Source organism: Streptomyces sp. NPDC101194 (assembly GCF_044767885.1).
Lineage (GTDB): Bacteria > Actinomycetota > Actinomycetes > Streptomycetales > Streptomycetaceae > Streptomyces.
Map to the genome: position 1 here is coordinate 374,114 of NZ_JBIWOS010000005.1, position 23,103 is coordinate 397,216.

General features: G+C 70.2%; 18 protein-coding genes and 1 pseudogene. 14 read left to right on the forward strand and 5 right to left on the reverse strand.

From position 1 onward, the window contains the following. The first annotated feature begins 554 nt into the window (after positions 1-554). The 11 genes from ACIRP2_RS21485 (at position 555) to ACIRP2_RS21535 (ending at position 10,091) form a co-directional block, all read left to right on the forward strand. A complete protein-coding gene (locus tag ACIRP2_RS21485) occupies positions 555-818 on the forward strand; it encodes a hypothetical protein (protein ID WP_404252512.1) in 264 nt (87 codons plus the stop codon). 2 nt (positions 819-820) lie between these two features. Continuing rightward, positions 821-1,456, forward strand: a complete 636-nt coding sequence (locus ACIRP2_RS21490) for a class I SAM-dependent methyltransferase (RefSeq protein WP_404252514.1) — start codon at positions 821-823, stop codon at positions 1,454-1,456. A 26-nt stretch (positions 1,457-1,482) separates the two neighbouring features. Beyond that, the gene (locus tag ACIRP2_RS21495; protein ID WP_404252516.1) at positions 1,483-2,172 is read left to right on the forward strand and encodes a class I SAM-dependent methyltransferase; all 690 of its coding nucleotides are present in this window, start codon (positions 1,483-1,485) and stop codon (positions 2,170-2,172) included. Between the two features lie 272 nt (positions 2,173-2,444). Continuing rightward, positions 2,445-3,008, forward strand: a complete 564-nt coding sequence (locus ACIRP2_RS21500; RefSeq protein ID WP_404252518.1) for an HXXEE domain-containing protein — start codon at positions 2,445-2,447, stop codon at positions 3,006-3,008. Positions 3,009-3,528: 520 nt separating this feature from the next. After that, the gene (locus tag ACIRP2_RS21505) at positions 3,529-4,137 is read left to right on the forward strand and encodes a DUF4232 domain-containing protein (protein WP_404252905.1); all 609 of its coding nucleotides are present in this window, start codon (positions 3,529-3,531) and stop codon (positions 4,135-4,137) included. A gap of 301 nt (positions 4,138-4,438) precedes the next feature. Then, entirely contained in the window at positions 4,439-5,179 is a 741-nt protein-coding gene (locus ACIRP2_RS21510; protein ID WP_404252520.1) for a DUF1684 domain-containing protein, read from the forward strand. A gap of 47 nt (positions 5,180-5,226) precedes the next feature. Further along, a complete protein-coding gene (locus ACIRP2_RS21515; protein ID WP_404252522.1) occupies positions 5,227-6,744 on the forward strand; it encodes an ABC transporter substrate-binding protein in 1,518 nt (505 codons plus the stop codon). Continuing rightward, a complete protein-coding gene (locus ACIRP2_RS21520) occupies positions 6,744-7,709 on the forward strand; it encodes an ABC transporter permease (RefSeq protein ID WP_404252524.1) in 966 nt (321 codons plus the stop codon). Before ACIRP2_RS21515 ends, ACIRP2_RS21520 begins: the two co-directional genes overlap by 1 nt. Next, positions 7,706-8,533, forward strand: coding sequence for an ABC transporter permease (locus tag ACIRP2_RS21525; RefSeq protein ID WP_404252526.1), 828 nt, complete (start codon positions 7,706-7,708; stop codon positions 8,531-8,533). The genes ACIRP2_RS21520 and ACIRP2_RS21525 overlap by 4 nt, the downstream gene beginning before the upstream one ends. Then, entirely contained in the window at positions 8,530-9,330 is an 801-nt protein-coding gene (locus ACIRP2_RS21530) for an ATP-binding cassette domain-containing protein (RefSeq protein ID WP_404252528.1), read from the forward strand. Before ACIRP2_RS21525 ends, ACIRP2_RS21530 begins: the two co-directional genes overlap by 4 nt. Beyond that, a complete protein-coding gene (locus ACIRP2_RS21535; RefSeq protein ID WP_404252530.1) occupies positions 9,327-10,091 on the forward strand; it encodes an ABC transporter ATP-binding protein in 765 nt (254 codons plus the stop codon). The genes ACIRP2_RS21530 and ACIRP2_RS21535 overlap by 4 nt, the downstream gene beginning before the upstream one ends. A gap of 83 nt (positions 10,092-10,174) precedes the next feature. On the opposite strand, the gene ACIRP2_RS21540 is transcribed toward ACIRP2_RS21535, so the two are convergent. From ACIRP2_RS21540 to ACIRP2_RS21550, 3 genes are all read right to left on the reverse strand, one after another. Continuing rightward, the gene (locus tag ACIRP2_RS21540) at positions 10,175-11,218 is read right to left on the reverse strand and encodes a hypothetical protein (RefSeq protein WP_404252532.1); all 1,044 of its coding nucleotides are present in this window, start codon (positions 11,216-11,218) and stop codon (positions 10,175-10,177) included. Further along, a complete protein-coding gene (locus tag ACIRP2_RS21545; RefSeq protein WP_404252534.1) occupies positions 11,215-12,681 on the reverse strand; it encodes a phenylacetate--CoA ligase family protein in 1,467 nt (488 codons plus the stop codon). Before ACIRP2_RS21545 ends, ACIRP2_RS21540 begins: the two co-directional genes overlap by 4 nt. A gap of 609 nt (positions 12,682-13,290) precedes the next feature. Next, entirely contained in the window at positions 13,291-15,105 is a 1,815-nt protein-coding gene (locus ACIRP2_RS21550) for an ABC transporter ATP-binding protein (RefSeq protein ID WP_404252536.1), read from the reverse strand. A 647-nt stretch (positions 15,106-15,752) separates the two neighbouring features. On the opposite strand from ACIRP2_RS21550, the gene ACIRP2_RS21555 reads away from it, so the two are divergent. After that, on the forward strand, positions 15,753-17,588 hold the full coding sequence (locus ACIRP2_RS21555) for a glycoside hydrolase family 15 protein (RefSeq protein WP_404252538.1): 1,836 nt from the start codon (positions 15,753-15,755) through the stop codon (positions 17,586-17,588). Positions 17,589-17,776: 188 nt separating this feature from the next. Here the strand turns inward: ACIRP2_RS21555 and ACIRP2_RS21560 are convergent, their stop codons facing one another. Both ACIRP2_RS21560 and ACIRP2_RS21565 read right to left on the reverse strand, forming a co-directional pair. Continuing rightward, complete coding sequence (locus tag ACIRP2_RS21560) at positions 17,777-18,580, reverse strand: methyltransferase domain-containing protein (RefSeq protein WP_404252907.1); 804 nt, start codon at positions 18,578-18,580, stop codon at positions 17,777-17,779. 120 nt (positions 18,581-18,700) lie between these two features. Further along, positions 18,701-19,096: pseudogene (locus ACIRP2_RS21565) on the reverse strand (tannase/feruloyl esterase family alpha/beta hydrolase); the annotation flags it as partial. A 640-nt stretch (positions 19,097-19,736) separates the two neighbouring features. Here ACIRP2_RS21565 and ACIRP2_RS21570 point away from each other — a divergent pair. Both ACIRP2_RS21570 and ACIRP2_RS21575 read left to right on the forward strand, forming a co-directional pair. Continuing rightward, on the forward strand, positions 19,737-21,371 hold the full coding sequence (locus ACIRP2_RS21570; RefSeq protein WP_404252540.1) for an ABC-F family ATP-binding cassette domain-containing protein: 1,635 nt from the start codon (positions 19,737-19,739) through the stop codon (positions 21,369-21,371). 81 nt (positions 21,372-21,452) lie between these two features. Next, a complete protein-coding gene (locus ACIRP2_RS21575; protein WP_404252542.1) occupies positions 21,453-23,081 on the forward strand; it encodes an ABC-F family ATP-binding cassette domain-containing protein in 1,629 nt (542 codons plus the stop codon). Positions 23,082-23,103: the final 22 nt, after the last annotated feature.

Genomic DNA, 23,103 nt, shown 5'->3' on the forward strand with positions numbered 1-23,103 from the left:
GTGCTTCGCTGACCGACGGCTCAATACCGCGGCTGCACCGCGGGGCGCCTGGACCGTTTGTCGCCCGGACGCCTCTGCGGCAAGGAGCCTCGACATCCGCGCATCGTCACATGTACAACTTCGGGGCCGGCCCGGACAATGGGCTGCCCCTGAGCCGTCTCGTCATGGTGACGACGGTACGAGGCAGCGATCCGGCAACTCGCGAACAGCGCCATCCCCTCATCCGTTCACTGTCCTCCGGAGGACGCAGTGAGATGAACCCTGTTCCCGGCACTGCTGACAGGGGCGCTGCTCCTCGGTGCGCTCGGAGCCGCCACGGCGGCTGCTTCCACGAGCACGCTGCCCACGACCCGCATGCCGGCCGCAGGCAGCACGAACAGCCTGGCCAATGCGTGGAGCGCGCCCTTGAGTACCCGTGGCCGGTACGTCGTCGACGCCTCGGGCAACCGCTTCGAGCTCAAGTCCGTGAACCGCCACGGTACACAGGGGGCCTGGAACAGTTCCTGAGAGATCAACGGCCCGGCGAACATCATGACGGCGGGAAGAGCGATCAGATGCCGCTCGGTCTGGACCGCGCGCCGCTCAAGGCGATCCTCTCCGATTTATTTCCACGAGCCGAGCATCAACATCCGTCTGTCGTTCTCGAACGAGATACCAAGACGGACCGCATCGACAACGGGATCCGCCGCCACCTCACCGCCCGTGGGTGGGCGATGCAGCGCACCTTCCACTCCAAGCGCGGCTTCCTGCCCGAAACCGTGACGGACCGGCCGGGTGGGGCGCAGTCGCCCCGCCCGACCGACAAGGCGGGAGGCTGACCTTGACGGAGACCACGAACCAACTGCCCATGGGGAACGACGAAGGGTCTGGCGGCCCCGCAACGTACAAGTCCCCGCATGCCTACTGGGAACCGTTGTGGGCACAGGGACGCCGATACCGACAGCTCGACGACGCCGAGACCCGATTGCTGGCCGAGCACCTCGGCCCGGGCCGGGGGCGCCCCGCCCTCGACATCGGCAGCGGCGACGGCACCCTGGCCCGTCACCTCCACCACGGCCTCGGCTACCGCACCACCGGCATCGACTGCTCCCCCAGCGCCATAGCACTCGCCGCCGCCCAGGACACCGGGCCCGGCCCCCGTCCGGCCTGGCGATCCATGGACATCACCGCCGATGACCCCGGTTCCTTGCCCGACGCGGCGTACGCGGTCATCACCTGCCGCCTGGTCTACCGATGGATCGCCGACCAGCCCGCCTTCGTCGACCGCGTCCGCCACCTCCTGGCCCCCGGCGGGACCTTCTGGGCTGTCACCGAGATCGCGGGCCGCCGCGAGGACACCAGCCCCCTCCAGGACCTCGGAATCACCGCCGCCCAGGCCGAGACCCTCACCGCGGGCTGGTCCGTCGTCCGAACCGCCGACCTCGACGTCCTCCGCTGCTACGCCCTCCGCCCCTGACCGTCCCCTCTCTGCCGGAGTACCTGATGCTGGACATCGAGAAGCAGAACGTCGCCGCCTGGACCGCCTACGGCGAGCATCACAGAACCCGCGGCACCGAAGTCCCGGAGGTCGAGCGGTTGGCGTGGGGATACTGGCCGCAGGTGGGCCCGGGCGAGGAGGTCCTCGGCGACCTGGTCGGCTGCCGGGTCGTGGAGCTCGGCAGCGGGGTGGGGAAGTTCGCCGCCCACCTCGCCCGCCGCGGCGTCCGGGTCGACGCCGTCGAGGCGTCGTCCTCACAACACCAGCGGGCCGTCGCCCGCTATGACCGGCAGATGGCCGGCCTCCGGCTGATCCATGCCGACGCCGTCGAGCACCTCGGCCAAACCGAGCCGTACGACGTCGTCTATTCCATCCACGGCATCCCCTACGTCGCCCCTCATCGGCTGCTGCCCGCGCTGATTGCTGCCCTCCGGCCAGACGGTCGGCTCGTGTTCTCCGGCCTGCACACGAACTCACTCGGTGAAGGCCCGTCGACCACTGTTGCTGCCCGGCCCGAGATCCTCACCCTGGCCGGCGCCGCCCCGGTCACCGTCGGGATGTGGGTGCTCACCCCTGCCCTCTGGGAAGCCCTCCTCGTCCAGCACGGCTTCTTCGTCGACCGGATGGACATCCTCACCGCGCCCAACGGCGACAGTCCGCTGTCCTGCACGCTCGTCCGGGCCCAGCGCCGCTGACCTTGCCCCGCTCACAGACCCGGCACCCCCACGCATGCGAGCCGTCATCGGGGAACCGGACACTCGGGGGCCGGTGTGTGCGACTCCCGGCCTGTCTCGTACTGGGATGCGTCTTGTCCGTGACGCTGTACGTCCCGCCCCCGTGCCGGGGCCTCGTGAGCGTCGCTCCGAGGGTTCAGCTCTTCTTCGTCGTCCAGGCCCCTGATGAGAGATTGCCTGTCCGTCGGATCCATCGACCGGGCGCACCGGGCGTACTGGCAAACTGCTTGGTCATGAACGGACGTGAAATCGGCGGGCGGGGCGTCGACGCCGGCGTGACTCTCGGGTTGCTGGCTGCGTGGGCCGTGCATGACGCGGAGGAAGTGGTCCTGGTGCCGCGCTGGACTCGTGCCAGGGTGCCCGAGCTGCGGCGACAATTCCCTCAGGTTCCGGATCGGATATGGCAGCGTCTGGAGTCCATTGATGCGCACGAGTTCGCGACGGCCGTCGCCGGTATGGCCTTCGTGGTTGCCGCAGCGGCTGCCGACGGGCACCGCACCGGCGGGCGCTCCGCCTTCTACCAGGGGGCCCTCAACGGTTTCGGGCTGCACGGCCTGGTGCATCTGGCGCAGGCTGCGGTGGTGCGCGGCTGCACACCGGGCTCGGTCACCTCGCCGTTGGTGGTCATTCCCTTCACGCTTTGGGCCCGCCACCGACTGCGGCGGGCCGGCGTGCTGCGTCCCGCGCGTCCACGCGATGCCGTGCAGGGCCTCACCCTTGCCGCAACAGCCACGGTCGGGGCGCATTTGATGGCACGTCAGGTCGTCCGCCGGTACCGAACGCCGTCTCGATCTTGACCACCGGCTGGAGATGCGCCGGACGCGGCCACGACTTTCGCCACATCCTGCGCTCCGAGCAAAGGCACACCCGACCGGCATGAAGGCCGGGAAATGAGCCCGTCGCCCGACGATGCCCGGCAGGAGGCGTTCGCCGTGGCGTCGCGCTTCCGGGACGAGCTGCTTCGACTTCCCGCCCGCGCACGGGCGTTGCGCGCTGCCGCGCCCGGCCCGGGGAAGTGCGCCGGGCACAGCAGGCCTCCCCGGTCCGCGACCTCTTCCAGCACACGGCGCCGGCTTTCCCGCGCGCGAGGTTTTTCCTCTTCGAGGCCGGAGCAGTCGTCCGGCTCCGCAATCCGAAACCGTGCTCCCGCGCCGGAGTGGATGATTCGGAAGGCACGGAAGCGAGCAGGCGAGAACCATGGACTCCACTCCGCGAAACATCACCCCACCGTCCGCACGATCCTTCCGCCCGCGCGGGCGCGGGCCGTCCGCCAGGAAGCGCGGACTCCGCCGGCACGCCCTCGCCCCGTTGGCAGTCGTGTTCTTCGCCGCCGGCGCCGCCGGCTGCAACGACGACTCCTCCCCTTCGGCCGAACCCGCGGGATCGAGCAGGTCGGCCGACGACAGCACCTCCCCGGCTGCGCCCATCGCGCCGGGTGAGCACGCTCCCGCCGGAACCGCCGCTCCGAGCACCCCGAGCGCCCCGAGCGCCTCGGCCGCCACGTCCGCCCCGGCCACCGGAAGCGGGCCGGGGCGGTGCACGACCGAGGCGCTGACCATGAGCCTGAGGCAGGGCGACGCGGGCGCGGGCCAGATCCACTACCGGCTCACGCTGGTGAACAAGTCCTCGGACTCCTGCACCCTCACCGGCTTCCCCGGGGTCTCCCTGATCAGGCGCGACGGCAGCATGATCGGCGAGCCCGCCGACCGGGAGGGCGCCGCCGGCCGGGTCACCGTCATCCGGGCCGGGGACTCGGCCGAAGTCACCCTGCACACCCTCAACCGCGGGATCAAAGGCTCCGGGTGCTGGGACCGGCCCGACTATCTCCGGGTCTACCCGCCCGGTTCCCGGGAGGCCCTGACCCTGCGCACCTCCCAACCTCTCATCTGTGGCGGCCTCTTCAGGACGACTGCGGTGAGCGGCTGACGGAAGGGCGCCCGGCCGGGGCGGCGACATCGAGACACCCTCCCGGCCGCCGCCCCGGCCACGGACCACGACGGCATCGGGATCCGACGGTTCAGCCTTCCGCGTGGCGCCCCTTCCCGCACCCCGGGTCGGGCCGCACCCCCGATCCCTTCACGAAGGCGCCGGGATCGGTTCCGCCCCGTTCTCACTCTGTGGTCCGATTTGACATTAGCTCGCCTTATGGAGGATAAAGAGGATCCTTTGGGTTGAAGTTCACGCAGCGTGACATTCGTGGCGTGGCTACCGACGAACGTCTACGTGAATGAGTAATGCCGTGTCCCACGCCGCCGCAGTCCCTGACCAGCCGATCGACCCCGCCTCGGACTGGGAGGCCTGGCGCGCCGAGCGGCGGCGCTCCGTCACCTCGGCCACCGGGAATCTCGCCCTCGTCGAAACCCGCTGGGCCCCGGCCGGCGAGCGTCCCGACCTCGATGCGGCACGTGCCGGACAGTCCGATTCCGTGACCGTCACCACAGTCGAGCGCACCGACTTCGTCACCGGCCTGCCCGAGTACGGTCTCCGCTTCTGGGACGCGCAGTCCCCCGCGATCAAGAACTTCGACCGCACCGATGTCTTCCCGTACGACCCGGCCTGGGTGCTGGAGGCCTCGTACACCCCGGTGCCCGGTGCCAGGCGGGTCGGGTTCGAGCACATCCGGGACAACGGCGGCACCCGGGATCTCGTCGTGCCGGGAGACATCGAGCTCACCCTGGACGGCCGGGACTACACACTGAGCGCCTTCGACGACGACGGCACCCTGCTGCTCGTCTTCGGTGACCCCACCAACGGCGACGTCACCTACGGTGCCGGGCGCTTCCTCTTCGTCACCCGCACCGGCGAGGGCCGCGTCCTCCTCGACTTCAACCGTGCCTTCGTGCCGCCCTGCGGATTCTCCGACCAGTACAACTGTCCGATGCCGCCGCGGCAGAACCGTTTCCACCTGCCGGTCGAGGCCGGAGAGAAGCGCCCCGTCTTCCGCGACGGCTTCCCCGCGCAGCACTGATCGACCCCGCACTCCCCCGTCTCGTAGCACGAAAGCGCGTACTCCTCATGAGCATCAAGAAGACCTCCCTGTACAGCGGAGCCACCGCCGCCGCCCTCGCCCTGACCCTCACGGCCTGCGGCGGAGGCTCCCACACGGGCGGCGCCGGCGGAGGGGCGCACGACAAGAACGCCACGATCAACATCGGTTCGCTCTACGAGCCGCAGAACCTCGACAACACCGCGGGCGGCGGCCAGGGCGTCACGGAGGCGCTCAACGGAAACGTGTACGAAGGGCTGTTCAAGCTCACCGACGCCGGCAAGGTCGAGAATCTGCTCGCCCAGGACTACAAGGTCAGCGGCGACGGGCTCACGTACACCTTTACCCTGCACGACGGTGTGAAGTTCCACAGCGGCAAGAAGCTCACCAGCCAGGACGTCAAGTACAGCCTGGAGAAGGTGCTCGCGAAGGACTCGCAGTCCGCACGCAAGAGCAATCTGGAGGTCATCAGGTCCGTCGAGACGCCCGATGCACGCACCGTGAAGGTCCAGCTGTCGAAGAAGTCGATCTCCTTCGTCTACAACCTCTCCTACGTCTGGATCATCAACTCCGAGGCGAAGGGTCTCAAGACGACCGAGGACGGCACCGGCCCGTACAAGCTCGACAAGTGGACGCGCGGTTCCGCACTCAGCCTCGACCGGTTCGCCGGCTACTGGGGTGACGCCGCCGCCAACAAGCAGGTCGTCTTCCACTACTACAAGGACGCGACCGCTCTGAACAACGCGCTCCTGACCAACGCGGTGGACGTCGTCACGAGCGAGCAGTCGCCCGATGCCCTCGACCAGTTCAAGAGCAACCAGAACTACAAGGTCAACGACGGCAACTCGACCACCAAGCTGCTGCTCGCCTTCAACGACAAGGCCAAGCCGTTCACGGACGTCAAGGTCCGCCAGGCCGTCTCCTCCGCCATCGACGACAAGAAGCTGCTGGAGTCCGTCTGGGGCGGCTACGGCAAGCCCATCGGCTCCATGGTGCCGCCCACCGACCCGTGGTACGAGGACCTCACCGAGGTCAACGCCTACGACACCGCGCGGGCCAAGAAGCTGCTCGCCGAGGCGGGATACGCGAAGGGCTTCTCCTTCACGCTCGACACCCCGAACTACGACCCGCACCCCACCGCGGCGACCTTCATCAAGTCGCAGCTCGCCAAGGTCGGCATCACCGTCGAGATCAACACGATCACGCCGGACGAGTGGTACACGAAGGTCTACAAGAACCACGACTTCACGGCCACGCTTCAGGAGCACGTCAACGACCGCGACCTGGTCTGGTACGGCAACCCCGACTTCTACTGGGGCTACGACAACAAGCAGGTCACCCGGTGGGTCGAGGAGGCCGAGCAGGCGTCCACCACTGCTGAGCAGACCGAAATCCTGAAGAAGGTCAACCGCAAGACCGCCGAGGACGCGGCCAGCGACTGGCTGTATCTGTACCCGCAGATCGTCGTCGCCAACAGCAAGCTGTCCGGCTACCCGGTCAACGGTCTGAACTCCCAGTTCTTCGCCTACGACATCAAGAAGGGCTGATGGGCCGGTACCTGCTGCGCCGCCTCGCCTTCCTGTTGGTTTCGCTGGCGCTCGCGAGCGTCGTGCTGTTCGTACTGCTGAGGATGCTGCCGGGCGACCCCGCGAACGCACTCACCTCGGTGGGCGCGAGTCCCGAGCAGATCGCGGCGGCCCGGCACTCCATCGGCTCCGACAAGCCGCTGCCCGCACAGTTCATCCACTGGATCGGGCAGTTGGCGAGTGGTGACCTCGGTACGTCGTTCGTCAGCTCGCTGCCGGTCGGGCCCGAGATCAGCTCCCGGCTGAACGTCACCGTCCCGCTCACACTGGCCGCGTTCGCCCTGGCGGTTCTCATCGCCGTCCCGGTCGGCTTCCTGGCCGCACACCGACGACGGACCTGGTACGGCGCCCTGCTCAACGGAGTGTCCCAACTGGGCATCGCCGTACCCGTGTTCTGGCTCGGCATGATCCTCATAGCCGTCTTCGCCCTGAACGCCGGCTGGCTTCCCGCGGGCGGCTTCCCGCAGGACGGCTGGGCACAACCGGCCGAGGCGATCCGCTCACTCACCCTGCCCGTCGTCACCATCGCCCTCGTGATGAGCGCCTCGCTGATCCGCTACGTCAGGTCGGCCGCACTCGACGTGCTGGGCAGCGACCATCTGCGTACCGCACGAGCCATGGGCTCGTCGTTCGGACGGGCCATGTGGCGGCACGGGCTGCGCAACGCCTCCGTACCGGTGATCTCGATCCTCGGCATCGAGCTGGCGTCCACACTGCTGGGCGCGGTCGTCGTGGAGTCCGTGTACGCGCTGCCGGGTCTCGGCTCGCTGCTCGCCACCGGAATAGCGCAACACGACTATCCGGTGATCCAGGGTGTGCTGTTCGTCTCCACGCTCGCGGTGCTGATCATCGGCTTCGCGGCCGACTTCACACAGCGGATCATCGACCCGCGGCTGCGCGGCAGGCTCTCGGGAGGTGTCCGATGAAGCGGTCGGCGAAGCGCTCGTACACATTGACCATCGGATGCGTCCTGGCCGGCCTGATCGCCCTCCTCGCGCTGGTCTCGCTCTTCTGGCTTCCGTACGCCGCCGACGACACGTCCGGCGGACGGCTCACGGGCCCCGGTGCGGGCCATCTGCTCGGCACCGACAAGCTCGGCCGCGACCTGTTCACCCAGCTGATGACCGGCTCCCGGATCGCCTTCGAAGCGGGCCTGGGCTCGGTCCTCATCGCGGCCGCCCTCGGTGGCGCGTTGGGCGTGCTCGCGGCGTTCGCGCAAGGGTGGCTCGACGATACGTTCTCCGCGTTCCTCGACATCCTGATCGCCTTCCCGACGCTGCTGCTGGCGATGCTCATCGTCGCCGCCCGCTCGGCCACGCTGGGGTCCGCCGTGCTGGCGATCGGCCTCGCCCAGAGCGCGGTCGTGGCACGGCTGGTGCGGATCCTGGTCAAGCGGGTCCTGGCGCAGGACTACATCACGGCCGCGCGCACCTCGGGCACGTCGTGGGCGCGGATCGTGGCCGGGCACGTGCTGCCCAACATCTGGCCGACGCTCGTGGTGAACCTGGCCCTCCAGTTCGGCCTCGCGGTGCTGGCCGAGGCCGGTCTGTCCTACCTGGGGCTGGGGGCGCCGCCGCCCAACGCCTCGTGGGGCCGCATGCTCCAGGAGGCGCAGGCCACCTTCACCACGGCACCGGCAGGCGCGCTGGCCCCCGGCATCCTGCTCGTCCTGCTCGTCATCGGCGTGAACCTCGTCGCCGACGGACTGCGCGACACCCTCGACCCTGCGACCCGCCGGAGGAGCGCATGAACGTCCTCGACGTACGCGACCTCACGATCCGTGCGGCCGACGGGCGCGCCCTGGTCGACGGTCTCTCGCTGTCCATGGCCCCCGGTGACCGCCTGGGCCTCATCGGTGAGTCGGGCTCCGGGAAGTCGCTGACCACCCTCGCCGTGCTCGGCCTGTTGCCCGACGGCATGACGGCCACCGGCAGCGTCGAGCTCGTCGGCACCCAGATCGTGGGCGCGAGCGAGAAACAGCTCACGGGTGTACGCGGCCGGGACGCCGCCATCGTCTTCCAGGAGCCACTCACGGCACTCGATCCGCTGATGCGTGTCGGCAGGCAGATCGCCGAACCGCTGGCCGGAAGGCGAGGGCTGAAGGGCGCCGAGCTGAAGCGGGCCGTCGCCAAGGCGCTGGAGCAAGTGCGGCTGCCCGAGCCCGACCGCATCGCCCGCGCCTTCCCGCACGAAATCTCCGGTGGACAGCGACAACGCATCGCGCTCGCCATGGCACTGGCCTGCGAACCGAAGCTGCTCATCGCGGACGAGCCGACCACCGCTCTCGACGTCACCGTGCAGTCCGACATGCTCGACCTGCTCGACACCCTCGTCCGGGAACGGGACATGGCCGTCCTCTTCGTCAGCCACGACCTCGCGGTCGTCTCGAAGGTCGCCGATCGCGTCCTGGTCATGAAGGACGGTCGCGCCGTCGAGGAGGGCGACGTCCGCGAGATCGTACGTACCCCCCGCGAGGAGTACACCAAGGCGCTGGTGGGAAGCGCGCGGCAGCTGGAATCGGCTCTGGACCTGAGGAGTGCGCGATGACGCCGGTACTGGAGCTGAACGGAGCCTCCTTCAGCTACCGAGGACACACCGCGCCCGTCGTCGAGGACATCTCCCTCGCCGTCGAGACCGGGCAGAGCCTCGCTCTGGTCGGCGAATCGGGTGCCGGGAAGACGACTCTGCTGCGGTTGCTGCTCGGACTCGCCCGGGCAACCTCCGGTACCGTCCGGTTCGACGGCGGGGAGCTGAATCCGCGCGACAGCGAGCAGATGCGGCGATTCAGGCGCAGTGTGCAGTGCGTCTTCCAGGACCCGTACTCGTCGCTGGACCCGCGTCAGCGCGTCGGCAGCATCGTGTCCGAACCACTGCGTTCCCTCGGTATCGACAGCCGGGTCACCGCCGTGCCCAAGGTGGCCGACGCCCTGCAGCGGGTCGGACTGCCGGCCGATGCGGCGGAACGCTATCCACACGAGTTCTCCGGCGGCCAGCGTCAGCGCATCGCGATCGCCCGCGCGACCGTCTGCGACCCACGAGTGCTGCTCGCCGACGAGCCCGTCAGCGCACTCGACGTCACCACACGTGTCAAGGTCGTCGACCTGCTCGACGAGTTGAAGCAGGAGCAGGGACTGACTCTCGTCATGGTCTCCCACGACTTGTCGGTGGTCGCCTCGTTGTGCGAACGCACCGCCGTTCTGGAGAGCGGTCGCATTGTCGAACAGGGCAGTACCGCGCAGGTGCTGGGCGCTCCCGAGCACCCGTACACGCGTCGCCTCGTCGAGAGCGTGCCGCGACTGCCCGCTTGACCGACCGGTCCGCACCCCCGCTCCTCACGCGGCCGACCGCGGATCCTCACGCCCACGCGGTGTACCCCGATGTGCGGGCCGGCTCAGACCTGGCGCACCACGGGCACGGAGGCGAAGCCGTGGAGACCGGCGTCCTTGCGGGCCGTGCCCGGCGATGTCCCGGAGCCCACCACCCGACCGTCGATGACGGCCAGCCAGTCCCCCTCGGACGGCTGTGTACTCAATTCCTCCGCTCCGGCCGGTTCGAGTGCCCGGAGGATCTCGGGGTCGGGTTCCGTCGACACGGTGGCCGATGCCGGGCGCGGTGTTCCGGCCCGCCACTCGGCCACGGTCCGCTCACCGCCCCTGGCCCGCGCCCAGAACAGGTGTTGCAGCACGATCAACGGCCCCAGCGCCGTCAGCAGCGGGAACGCCCCGGTCAGCGCTCCCAGTCCGAACAGCAGGCTGACGGCACCGGACACCGCCAGCCCGACCCCGGCCGCGACCAGTCCGGCGACCCGCCCGAACGCCTTGACCGCCGTGAGCGGGAAGAGCACCAGGAGCAGCAGGTCACCCAGTCCCAGGGCCACTGGTGGGTCTCCCCGTGTCACGGCGAGCAGCGGGGCGAACGGCAGCCCCATGACCTGGTCGGCGAACCGGTCCATGAGCGAGGTGAGGCCGGTGGCCACCAGGTCGTAGCAGGCCAGTGCGCCCGCGAACCACGCCGCGTGGGCGGACCGCATGCCGCTCTGCACCCACATGTTGGCCACTCCCACCACGGCCACCGCGAGGAGTACGTCGGTGAGCACCATCACGGCGAGCGGCCGGTGCGCGACCGCGAGTCCTGCCGTGGTCGCGACCGAGGCCGCCGCGACCGCCCAGGCCCGGCCCCCGCCGGTCAGCGGTGAGAGGGTGAACTGCAGTGCCGCGCAGAGGAGCAGGCCGAAGACGGTCGCCACCGCGGCCCGGGGAAGCACCAGGTAGAGCAGCGGAGCAACCACCACCACGGCGTACATCACAGCGACATCGGGCAGTTCGTACCTGCCGACCGGCGGGCGTGGCATCCGTACCCGGGCGAAGTAGACGGCGCCCGCAGCGGTCACCGCCAGGACGCAGCAGTTGAGGCCCACCAGGGCGGCCGCGTTCATGCCGGGCTCGCCACACGCACGGCGGCCGGACGGGCCGACTCGAATGTGTGCTCTCGCAGGTCGGCGCGGACCGGCCCGGTCGGCGGAAGGCCGGCCGGATCGTCGTGGAGCACGATCGCGGCCAGCGCCAGGCCGGCCGCGGTGGCCCGGTCCTCCAGCCTGCCGAGCAGGGCGGCGCCGGGCAGTCGGCGGACCAGGACATGGAGCAACGGACCCTGTCGGCCTTCCTCCAGGACATAGCGGGCCGGCAGCGGGACGTCCGGCTCCGCCTCGAGCAGGTCCAGCAGCGAACGAGTGGGGACCGAGCGGCTCAGCGGCCCCGACCAGCGGCCGAGGACGGGCGAAGTCGCGGGCAGGTGCGACAGTTCGCACTCCGGCTCGGTCTCGGGCCGTCGGACCAGGTCACCGGTGGCATACCGCAGCAGCAGGGTGCAGTCCCGGTAGGGGACGTAAGGTGTCTGGACGATGGTGCCGACGCCGCCCGGCGGCGTCGGCTCGTGTGTGACGGGGTCGAGTACTTCCAGGTGCCCGAACTCGGTGGTGTGGTGCAGATGCCCCTCGGTGCACGACGTGCCGCCGGAGGGCACTGTCTCGGTCATCATGTAGGTCGTGGAGATCCTGGCCCCCAAGGCGGCCGCGGCCCGCTCCTTCAGGGGTTCGGAGAGCACTTCCCCGCCGACACCGATGAACTCCAGGCCGAAGTCCGAAGGCCGCCAGCCGCTTCGCTCCACCTCCTCGACCAGGGCGGACAGGTAGGACGCGGAGATCGTCAGGTGGGTGATCTGCGGGGCCTTGCCCCGCAGCCCGAGCGGGGCGGCGAGCCGGTCCAGCGCCACGGCCGGGTCCACGGTGCCGATCTGGACGAACGAGGCGCCGATCCGGGTCACCGACTCCTCCACGTTGAGCAGCGGCAGGGTCGCCCGCGAGCAGCCCGCGTACGCCATGGTGTGCCGGGGCCGCAGACCCAGTCCGAGCACGGCCGAGACGGTGCTCATGGCGACTGCTGTCTCCACCTCCGCCCGGGAGTACCAGACGGTGGTGGGAGTGCCACTGGTCCCCGTGGTGAGCGCCATGAGCGCGGGGACGGACGCGGCGGAGACGAAGGCGGCCGGCAGGCCGCGCAGGGCCGACTTGGACGTCACCGGGACCTGGTCCCAGGTCTCCGGGGTGAGCGTGACCGGGTCGAGGCCCAGGCTGTCGAAGGTCCGGCGGTAGTACGGCGTGTGCCGTGCGGCGGCCCGTGCGGTGGCTCGCAGGCTGCGCTCGGTGACGGTTCGTCGTACGGCGGGGTCGATGGCCCCGGCCTGCCCCGGCAGCAGTGCGGAGTCCGCTCCGGGCTCGCCGAACTCGGCCAGGGTCGTGACCAGGTCACGGGCGATGCGTTCGAGGTCCTGTGGGCGGATCCGCCGATTGCGCAGGATCGCCAGGCCGTACCGGAGTTGACTGAGGGCGGTGCCGAACACGTTGGCCTCCTGGTGCCTGGACCGGGGACGGAATTCCCGGTCCAGGCCGGGGCCGGTCGTCAGACCATGCTGGCGAACATCGCCGCGGTGAGCGTGCTGAAGGCGTACTTGATGTAGTGCTTGACCATGTTGGATCTCCCTTTTCCGGGCCGCCGACGGGCAGCTGGGCTCCTGGTTGCGCACTCCCGGCCGAAGTCGGCCGTTAGGTGAACGAGAGACTAGGGCAAGAGAGTTGATGCCTCAATGGCCTGCGCCGACCGCTTGACCTCCGGCCCGCGGACCGCACGCGGTCCCTCACCCCACAGTCCGGTGCCCCGGTCGAGCGACGTGTCCGCGATCCGGATGTTCGGCGCGCAAGCACCTTCCCCGGCGGGGCCGTCCTCACCGGGGCCGAGAGGGAGCGCGGACGGCCGGTCGTGGGGCATGGGACTGTGGTGGACGGGACCGGCGCTGCCGGGCCACGGGCGTTCGCCCCCGGGGCGAACCGGCCCACCGGCACGCGGATGCGTGCCGCCGTCCTCCACCCGGCGTTCGGCTTCCTCGGCGCCGGACAGGTCGCCTCCACCGCGTTCGCCTGTCCTGCCACCGCGGCAAGCACCGGGCTCGCGTTCACGTCAGGTCGACCCGCGGCGCGGAGGCGTCGTCGAGGAAGCCGCCCGACTGGTGCTGCCACAGCTTCGCGTAGGCGCCGTCCGACGCGAGCAGTTCCTTGTGCGTGCCCTGCTCGACGATGCGACCGCGGTCCAGGACGACGAGCCGGTCCATGGTGGCGACCGTGCTCAGGCGGTGCGCCACCACGAGCGCCGTCCGCCCCTCCATGAGCCGCCACAACGCCTCCTGGACGAGGATCTCGCTCTCGGAGTCCAGGGCACTGGTCGCCTCGTCGAGCAGCAGGATCGGCGCGTCGCGCAGGATCGCCCGCGCGAGCGCGACCCGCTGGCGCTGTCCGCCGGACAGCTTCACACCACGCTCGCCCACCATGGTGGCGAAGCCGTCCGGCAGCGCGTCGGCGAACTCCGTGACATGCGCCGCCTCGGCGGCACGGCGGATCTCGGCGTCGGTGGCGTCCGGCCGGGCGAACGCGATGTTGTCGCGCAGCGTGCGGTGGAACATCGCCGGGTCCTGGGGCACATAGGCGATCAGGCTGCGCACGTCGGCCTGGCGCAGTCTGCTGATGTCCTGACCTCCGATCAGAATCCGGCCGCCGTCGATGTCCGTCATCCGCAGCAGCAGTCGGCTGAGTGTGGTCTTGCCACCGCCGGACCGGCCGACGAGGCCGATCTTCGCCCCGCTGGGCACGGCCAGGTCGAGGCGCTCGAAGAGCGGCTCCGCACCCGCGTGGGTGAAATTCACCTGCTCGAAGCGGACATCCGAGGCCCGGGACAGCAGCGGCTCCGGCGACGCCGGATCGAGCACGGTCGGTGGCGTCAGCAGCAGTTCGGTGAACTGTGCGGCCTCCGTCATCGAGCTCTCCAGGCGGCGATAGATCTGGTTGAACTCGAACATGATCCGCGTCGCGTTGGTGTAGTACGTGAAGGCGAGGACGACCGTCTCCACGCCGTGCCCGCCCCCGCCGAGAGTGACCGCGAGCAGCAGGCCCATCGCGTTGGTCAGCACGGACATCGGCGCGACCAGCGTGTCGATGCGCAGATTGCCGTAGTCCCAGGAACGCAACGAGAGCCGCCGCGACTCCGCGACGCGCGACCGGTGCTCCGCGGCCTCGCGGCCCTCGGCTGCGAACGCCCTGACCGTGTCCATGTTCATCAGGCTGTCGGAGACGTGGCCCGACACCTGGGCGATCGCCTCCTCACGCTGGTCGACGAGAGCCTGGCGGCGGCGGATGAGAGGCGCCACGCACAGCGCCGTCAGCGCGATCATCGCCAAGAGCCCTACGACGAGAAGCGGTTCGTAGCGCCACAGCACCACCGATCCGAACACCAGCGGAACGAAGCTGCCCACGACCGAGAACGTCAGCGTGTCGACGAACTCCTCGAAGCGGGAGGCGAAGCTCAGGACTCGTTTGGTCAGCGACCCGGCGAAGTTGTCGTGGAAGAACGCGGCGTCCTTGGCGAACAGCTCGTCCATGCCGATCACGTACAGGTGCTCGATGCCGAGGGCATCGAGGCGGTTCAGGAAGTGCAGGCCGACACGCCACAGCGTCTCCGCGAGGAGGAGAACGCCGGCGAAGCCGAGGACGTACGGCAGCGTCGAGCCGATGGTGGTGGCGCCGTCGTCGGCGATTCGGCCGACGAGCTTCGCGACGACCAGCGGCGCGACGTAATTGATGCCGATGTTGCCCAGCGCGGGCAACAGCATCGCAGGCCCCGTCAGCCAGCGGAGCCGGGTCAACTCCCTTCCGTAGTATCGAAGTGCGAGCAGCACCGGACCCCTGCCCGGTGCCCTGTGCGATTCAGGCGATCCCATACCAACCCTGTGTGGTCGTGCGACAGCCCGCCATGTGCTTCTGCGGGGAGAGGCCGTTGCCTCACTGGCTGCGCGGAGCTTCGGTTTCGATCGAGCGCCCTCGCTCGGACCGGCTTGCGGCAAGCGGGGCACGACGGCAGAGCCCCGCGCAACTCGTGGCAACACATACGTGCGCGTAGGAGGAGGCGGGGCCGGGGACCCCAGTGTCCCGCGACGGCGCCCGAGGAGTCCAAGCGTTTTCTCGGCCATCGGCGAGCCCGCCCATGGCCGGGTCGTGACTTCGAACCGGCTCGTTCGGCCGGAGGCCGGACCGTACGGCGTCCGGCGCGTGCGATCCCAAGGCGACGCATCGTCCTCGTGCCGGACGTACGCGGGCTCGGGCCCCTCGTTCGGATCATGCCGCGCCCGCATGTCCCGTTGTTGTCAGCAGCCCCCGCCGAGAACGTCGCCGCCCCGTACGCAGAGCTCACGCCGGAGGACGTCGCCGTCCTGGTGGCACCGTGATCCCCCGCGGTCCCGGCAACGCTTCGCCGCCACGCCCCGGAGGAGGTTCGTGAGGCACCGGACGAACGGCGCGTTCGCTGACTGCAACGGCTCGGAGGTAGCCTGAAGCGAACCCGATCCCGTCCCAGCGCCGGGGAGGTCACATGATCACCGGTGACAGCCTCCGCCCCTGCAGGGCCGACGCGCCGCGCTACATGCCCATCGCCGAGCACGGATTGATCGGCGACCTGCGCACGGCTGCCCTCGTCGGTACGAACGGCACCATCGACTGGTACTGCTGCTCGCGGTTCGACGCGCCCAGCGTCTTCGCGGCGATCCTGGACGCCGACCGCGGAGGGGCGTTCGAGCTCGCACCGGATGTGCCCGCTCGGACGAAGCAGTTCTACTTCCCGGACACCAACATACTGATCACCCGCTTCTTCGCGGACGACGGCGTCGGCGAGGTCCAGGACTTCATGCCGATCGTCGACGACTCGCGCGAGGCGGACCGCCACCGCCTCATCAGGCGGGTTCTCTGCGTGCGCGGATCGATGCCGTTCACCGCGCGCGTGGCTCCCCGGTTCGACTACGGCAGACGTACGCACACTGTGAGTGCACAGCACGGTCACACCGTGTTCGACTCGCCGGATCTCACGTTGTCGCTGACCTCCAGCGTTCCGGTCGAGATCGACGGTCGGGACGCCGTTTCCTCATTCACTCTCGCCGAGGGACAGTCCGCAGTCTTCGCGCTCGACCGGATCGGCGGCAAGGTGGAGCCGCGGTCCTGCGCGGTGCTGGAGGCGGAGGAACTGTTCGGCGCCACGGTGCGGTATTGGCGCACATGGTTGTCGCACTCGCGCTACCGAGGGCGATGGCGGGAGATGGTGCACCGCTCGGCGCTCACCCTCAAGCTCCTCACATACGCGCCGACCGGCGCCATCGTGGCCGCCCCTACGACCAGCCTGCCCGAGCAGATCGGCGGCGAGCGCAACTGGGACTACCGATACGTGTGGGTGAGGGACGCCGCGTTCTGCATCTACGCGCTGCTCAGGCTGGGTTTCACCGACGAGGCCGAGGCCTTCGTGCGCTTCCTGTCCTCGAACATCTGCCTGAAAGAGAGCTCCAGCGGCCCGTTGCAGATCATGTACGGCATCGACGGCCGCAGTGAACTCCCCGAACAGGAGCTCCGCCACCTGGAAGGCCACCTGGGGTCGGCTCCTGTCCGGATCGGAAACAATGCCGTCAACCAGCTCCAACTGGACATCTACGGGGCCCTGATCGACTCGCTCTATCTCTACGACAAGTGGGGACAGCCGCTGACCAGTGACCACTGGGACGCCATCGGCATCGTGGTCGACTGGGTCTGCGACAACTGGGACCAGCCGGACGAGGGCATCTGGGAGACCCGCGGCAAGATCCAGAACTTCCTGTACTCGCAACTGATGTGCTGGGTGGCGATCGAACGGGCGATGCGTATCGCGACCCATCGGGGCCTGCCCGCGGACATGCCACGATGGGCCCACGCACGCGACGCGATCTACCGGCGGATCATGCAGCGTGGCTGGTCCACCGAGCGGAAGGCATTCGTCCAGCACGAGGGCGAAGACGTCCTCGACGCCGCCGTACTCATGATGCCGTTGGCGAAGTTCATCTCTCCGACGGACCCGAAGTGGCTCTCCACGCTGGACGTCCTGGGCGAGGGGCTGGTGTCCGACTCCCTGGTCTACCGCTACGACCCCCACAGCAGCCCGGACGGACTGCGGGGCGAGGAGGGCACCTTCTCGATCTGCACGTTCTGGTACGTCGAGGCACTCTCACGGGCCGGCCGCGTGGACGAGGCCCGGCTCGCTTTCGAGAAGATGCTCACCTATGCCAACCACGTCGGGCTGTACGCCGAAGAGATCGGCCGCACCGGCGAACAGGTCGGCAATTTCCCCCAGGCCTTCACTCACCTGGCACTCATCAGCGCCGCGTTCAACCTCGACAAGGCACTGGGCTGAGTCGCGCCGTACCCCCCGGTCCTCGACGCGGTACGGAGTCGGCGGCACGGTTCCCCCCGTGTACCCGATCGGCCTCGTCGGACCCGGAACCGGCGGTTTCGCGGCCGGGCCGGACGTCGGCACGCCGCTCGGCGCGCATCCCCCGGGCGCGACCGCCCGGAGCCGTCTGCCGAACGGTCGGGGACGGATCACGGGCGGCGCCCCCACGCGGAGATCATGGGGGCGGTGGCAAGGTCGAGGCGTCCGGTGGCGACGTTCGCCAGGTGGCGGTCGATCTCCGCGTCGGTGGCGAGCCCTTCCGCCACCAGACGACGGCGGATCTGTCGCACGGTGGCGGCCTCGAGGACGGCACAGGCCGGCGAGGTGATCGGGAAGTACGCGTCGGCCCGAACGTCCTCGAGCCCGGCCTCGCGCAGCAGCCGGGGCAGGGTTCGACCGTAGGCGAGGTCAGCGCCGCGTGACGCCATCAAGGCGCGGAAGCCGGATCGCAGCCGGTTCGCGAGCTGCTGTGCGGGACCGGACTCGTCCGGACACAGCAGCGGCTGCAACCCCGGGTCGGCATCCTCCAGGAGCAGCCAGCCGCCGGGGCGCAACGCCTGGACCATCCGACGCAGCGCCTCGGCGCGATCGGTGACGTGCACCAGGACCAGCCGGGCGTGCACGAGGTCGAAACCGCCGGGCGGCGGCGGGTCGGCCGCCACATCGTGCCGCAGCACCTCGATCACGCCGCCCTCGACGTCCTGGGTCCAGGACACGTCGACATCGGTGGCGACCACCTCGCCGCCCGGGGCGACTCGATCGGCCAGCCCGAGGGGTACGGAGGGACCACCGGCGCCGACCTCCCAGCACCGCATGCCGGTACCGATGCCGAGCCGGTCGACGTGCTGGAACGTCACCGGGTCGAACAGCTCGGCGAGGGCGCCGAACCGGATACCCGCCTCCGACTGTCTGTTGTCCAGCAGGTAGCCGGGGGTGATGTCGTGGTCAGCCATGTGGCGATTCTGGCAGACGGGCGCGAGCGGGCCGGGCCGGTCCCGGCCCGAAAGGCACGAGCCGGAACGCGGCGGGGTTCGGTCAGGGGTGGGCCGGGGACACGCAGGGAAGGCGGAGGCGGCAGTCCGGTCGCCGTGGCCGTTGTGGCGGGACACCTGCGGGGATCCGCACAGGTTGCGGGTGAGCTGTTCACCGGGGGCGTCGCGCAGGGTGGCGGGCAGGGTCCGGGGGGCCTTGCCGTGTTCGACCCAGGCCCTGAGCGCACCGAGGTCGTCGACGGTTGCGCCGCTGCCGTTGTTGAGGCCGCAGTGCGGCGTACCCGGGGCGAGGAAGAGGCGGTAGAAGTCGTCGACCGTGGTGCCGGCCGGGGCCTTGACGGATTGCGGGGAGCAGATGAGCCGGGGGGAGACGGAGGCGGGACCGCGCTGCGGCTGCGCGGACGCGGCCGACAGGCACACCGCCGCCATGACCAGCGGTACGTCGGTCGCCAGGACAGCCGGAAGTCGTCGTCCCATGGACGATTCCCCGATCAATGAGTACGGGTGTGCCGTTCACGGAGCGGAGGCGTGCCGTGTCGTGCGGGCACGTGCGTGCCCGGTGCCGGACGGTCGAAGGCGCTTGTTGGGGATCCGGTGCCGGTGATGCCGCTCGGCTCAGGGCCTGACGTGTCCCGTTCGCACTCCGAGCGAGATCCGTGGACGGTTGCCAACACGTGGTGCCGTCCGACGAGTCGGCTCACAGGGCCGTGGAGAAACAGGCGGTGGTGATCGCGCACAGCAGCATCGGTCGACCGTCACACCATCCCATAGTCACCGCCTTAACAGGTGACGACGTTGACATGAGTGCAATCGGGCTGTCAACGCATGCGGCCGGAGCGCGGTGATCGACGGGAGCGGAAATTCAGGGCAGGCCGGAGCGATGGGCTGTTAAGCTGCGAACAGCGATGGGCTGTTAAGCTGCGAACGACGTTGACCGTGTATCGAGGAGTCGCAGACGTGGTGGGTGACGACGACATCTCCGGGTGAGATCCGGATGTGACGGCCACCGGACGCGCCGAGGAGCGCCGCCGGAGTGGCCCGTTCGTCGTACCCATTTTCCCCATGTCTGCCCGGGGCGGAGCTGTCTTCGCTCCCAGCCCCTCTTGAGGTCATTTCCATGTCCGACGCCACCATCGTCTGCTCGAACCTGTCGTTCGCCTGGCCCGACGACACTCCTGTCTTCCACGACCTGTCCTTCACCCTGACCACCGGCAGCACGGGCCTGGTCGCCCCCAACGGCTCCGGCAAGAGCACCCTGCTCAAGCTGATCGCCGGTGAACTGCGGCCCGCCACCGGGTCGGTGTCCGTCAGCGGCACGCTCGGCTATCTGCCGCAGAGCCTCCCTCTGACCAGTGACCTCACCGTCGCCGAGGTGCTCGGCGTCGCCGCGGTGATCCGCGCCCTGGACGCCGTCGAGTCCGGCGATGTGGGCGAGGAGCACTTCGCCACCATCGGCGACGACTGGGACATCGAGGAGCGCACCCGCGCCCAGCTCGACCGTCTCGGGCTGACCGGCCTGGCCCTCGACCGCAGCCTGAGCACCCTCAGCGGTGGCCAGGTCGTGTCGCTCGGCCTCGCCGCACAACTGCTGAAGCGTCCAGACGTCCTGCTGCTCGACGAGCCGACCAACAACCTCGACCGGGACGCCCGGCACAAGCTGTACGACGTGTTGGCGGACTTCAAGGGACTTCTGCTGCTGGTCGCCCACGACCGCGCTCTGCTGAACCGCATGGACGGCATCGCCGAACTCGGCAGCTCACGACTGCGCTTCTACGGCGGCAACTTCGCCGCCTACGAAGAGGCCGTGCGCGCCGAGCAGGAGGTCGCGGAGAAGAACGTCCGCAACGCCGAGCAGGACCTGAAGCGGGAGAAGCGGGAGCTTCAGCAGGCCCGTGAACGCGCCGAGCGCCGCGCGAGCAACGCCGCCCGCAACCTCAAGAACGCCGGGCTCCCGCGCATCTTCGCCGGCAACATGAAGCGCGGCGCGCAGGAGTCCGCGGGCCGGGCCGGCCAGATGCACGCGTCCCGGGTCGGCGAGGCCAAGGCCCGTCTCGACGAGGCCGGGCGCGCACTCCGCGAGGAACAGCGCATCGTCCTCGACCTGCCGGACACTCAGGTGCCCTCAGGACGCAATCTCTTCCTCGGCAAGGGGATGCAGGTCCGCCACGACGGAAGGGACGTGTTCGTCGAAGGCGGCGTCGACCTCTCCGTGCGCGGGCCCGAGCGCATCGCCCTGACCGGGCCCAACGGCGCCGGCAAGACCACGCTGCTCCGGCTGATCACCGGCGGACTCACCCCGGACAGCGGGGAGATCATGCGCGGCGACGGCCGCGTCGCCCATCTCTCCCAGCGCCTGGACCTGTTGGACCAGGACCGCACGGTTGCGGAGAACTTCGCGGCGTTCGCACCCGAGCGGCCCGAGGCGGAGCGGATGAACCTGCTCGCACGCTTCCTGTTCCGTGGCCCCCGCGTACACCTGCCCGTCGGCGTGCTCTCCGGCGGCGAACGGCTGCGTGCCACCCTGGCCTGCGTCCTGTGCGCCGAACCGGCCCCGCAGCTGCTGCTGCTCGACGAGCCGACCAACAACCTCGACCTGGTCAGCGTGGGCCAGTTGGAGAGCGCGCTCAACTCCTACCGGGGCGCGTTCATCGTGGTCAGCCACGATGAGCGGTTCCTCGCCGAGATCGGGGTGAACCGCTGGCTGCGGCTGGCCGAAGGGACGCTCGCCGCGACGGGAGCCCCGGCGGTGTGAACCGTCGGCGTGTGCAGCGGCCCGCGTCCGAGGCCCCCGTGCCCGGCGGGCGTACCACCGATCACCTTTGGATGGCTCCCTGTGCCCCAGCCCGCTCTGCTCGCCCATGACCTCGTCCGCGACCTGGGCGGCCGCCGCGTCCTCGACGGCGTGTCACTGACCGCGTCCCCCGGCCACCGCATCGGCCTGATCGGGGAGAACGGCGCCGGCAAGTCCACCCTGTTGCGGGTGCTGGCCGGCGTGGACGAACCCGACGCCGGGAGCGTGTCGCGCCCGGTGGACCTCGGCTTCCTGCACCAGGAGATGCCGTTCGGCCCCGAATCCACCCTCGCCTCGGTACTGGACGAGGCCCTGCGCGAGGCCCGCGAGGACCTCGCGCAGCTCGAACGGCTCGGCGAGGCACTGGCCCGTGTCCCGGAGGACGACCCGGGCCACCCGGACCTGCTCGACGCGTACGGCAAGCTGTTGGAGCGCGCCCAGGACCGGGAGTCCTGGGACGCCGACCGCCGGGCGGCCCTGGTACTCGACGGCCTGGGCCTCGGCACGCTCGGCCGCGACCGGACGCTCGGCTCGCTGTCCGGCGGGCTGCGCGGCCGGCTGGCCCTGGCGGCGCTCCTCGTGCGGCGGCCGTCGGCGCTGTTGCTCGACGAACCGACCAACCACCTCGACGACGGCGCCGCCGCCTTCCTGGAGGAGCAGCTGCGCGGCCTGCCCGGGGCCGTGGTCGTCGCCAGCCACGACCGGGCGTTCCTCGACGCCGTGTGCACGGACCTGATCGACCTCGATCCGGCGGTGGACGGACCGGTCCGCTACGGGGGCAACTACAGCGCCTACGTGAGCGAGAAGCGCGCCGACCGGGAGCGCTGGGAGCGCCGGTACGCCGAGGAGCAGGAGGAGATGGAGCTTCTGCGGCACGCCGCGGGGGTGACCGTTCACAGGGTCGCCCCGGACCGGGGGCCGCACGACAGCGAGAAGATGGGCTACGGCCACCGGGCGGGCCGCGTGCAGAACCAGATCTCCCGCCGGGTGCGCAGCGCGAGCCGGCGGCTCGACGAGCTGGAGCGCACCCGGGTCGCCGAGCCGCCGCCCCCGCTGCGGTTCGCGGCGCCACGGCCGGCCACGCACACGCCGGGCGGGCCGGAACCCTTGGTGTCCCTGCGGGACCTACGGGTGCCGGGGCGGCTCCGCCTGTCCGGCCTGGAGCTGTCGGCGACCGAACGGCTGCTGGTCACCGGCGGCAACGGGACGGGCAAGTCGACCCTGCTCTCGGTGCTCGCCGGACTCCTCACGGCCGAGGGCGAGGTGCGCAGGCGGCGCGGGATGACGGTGGGGCTGCTCACGCAGGACACCGTGTTCGATCGGCCCGACCGCACGGTCCGGGACACCTACGCGCTGGAGCTGGGGCCGGAGCGGGCCGAGAAGGTGCCGCTGGTCCGCCTCGGTCTCCTGGCCGAGGCGGACCTGGACAAGCCGGTCGGGCAGGTGTCGGTGGGGCAGCGCCGCCGGCTGGCACTGGCGCTGCTGATGGCCCGGCCGCCCCAGCTCCTGCTGCTCGACGAGCCCACGAACCACCTCTCCCCTCGACTGTGCGACGAGCTGGAGGCCGCGCTGGGCAGCGGACCCGGAGCGATCGTCGTGGCCAGCCACGACCGTTGGCTGCGCCGCCGGTGGCAGGGCCGTGAGCTGCGGCTGGAGGGGGGACAGGGGTAGCCGGGAGGGGGCGGGAGCGCCG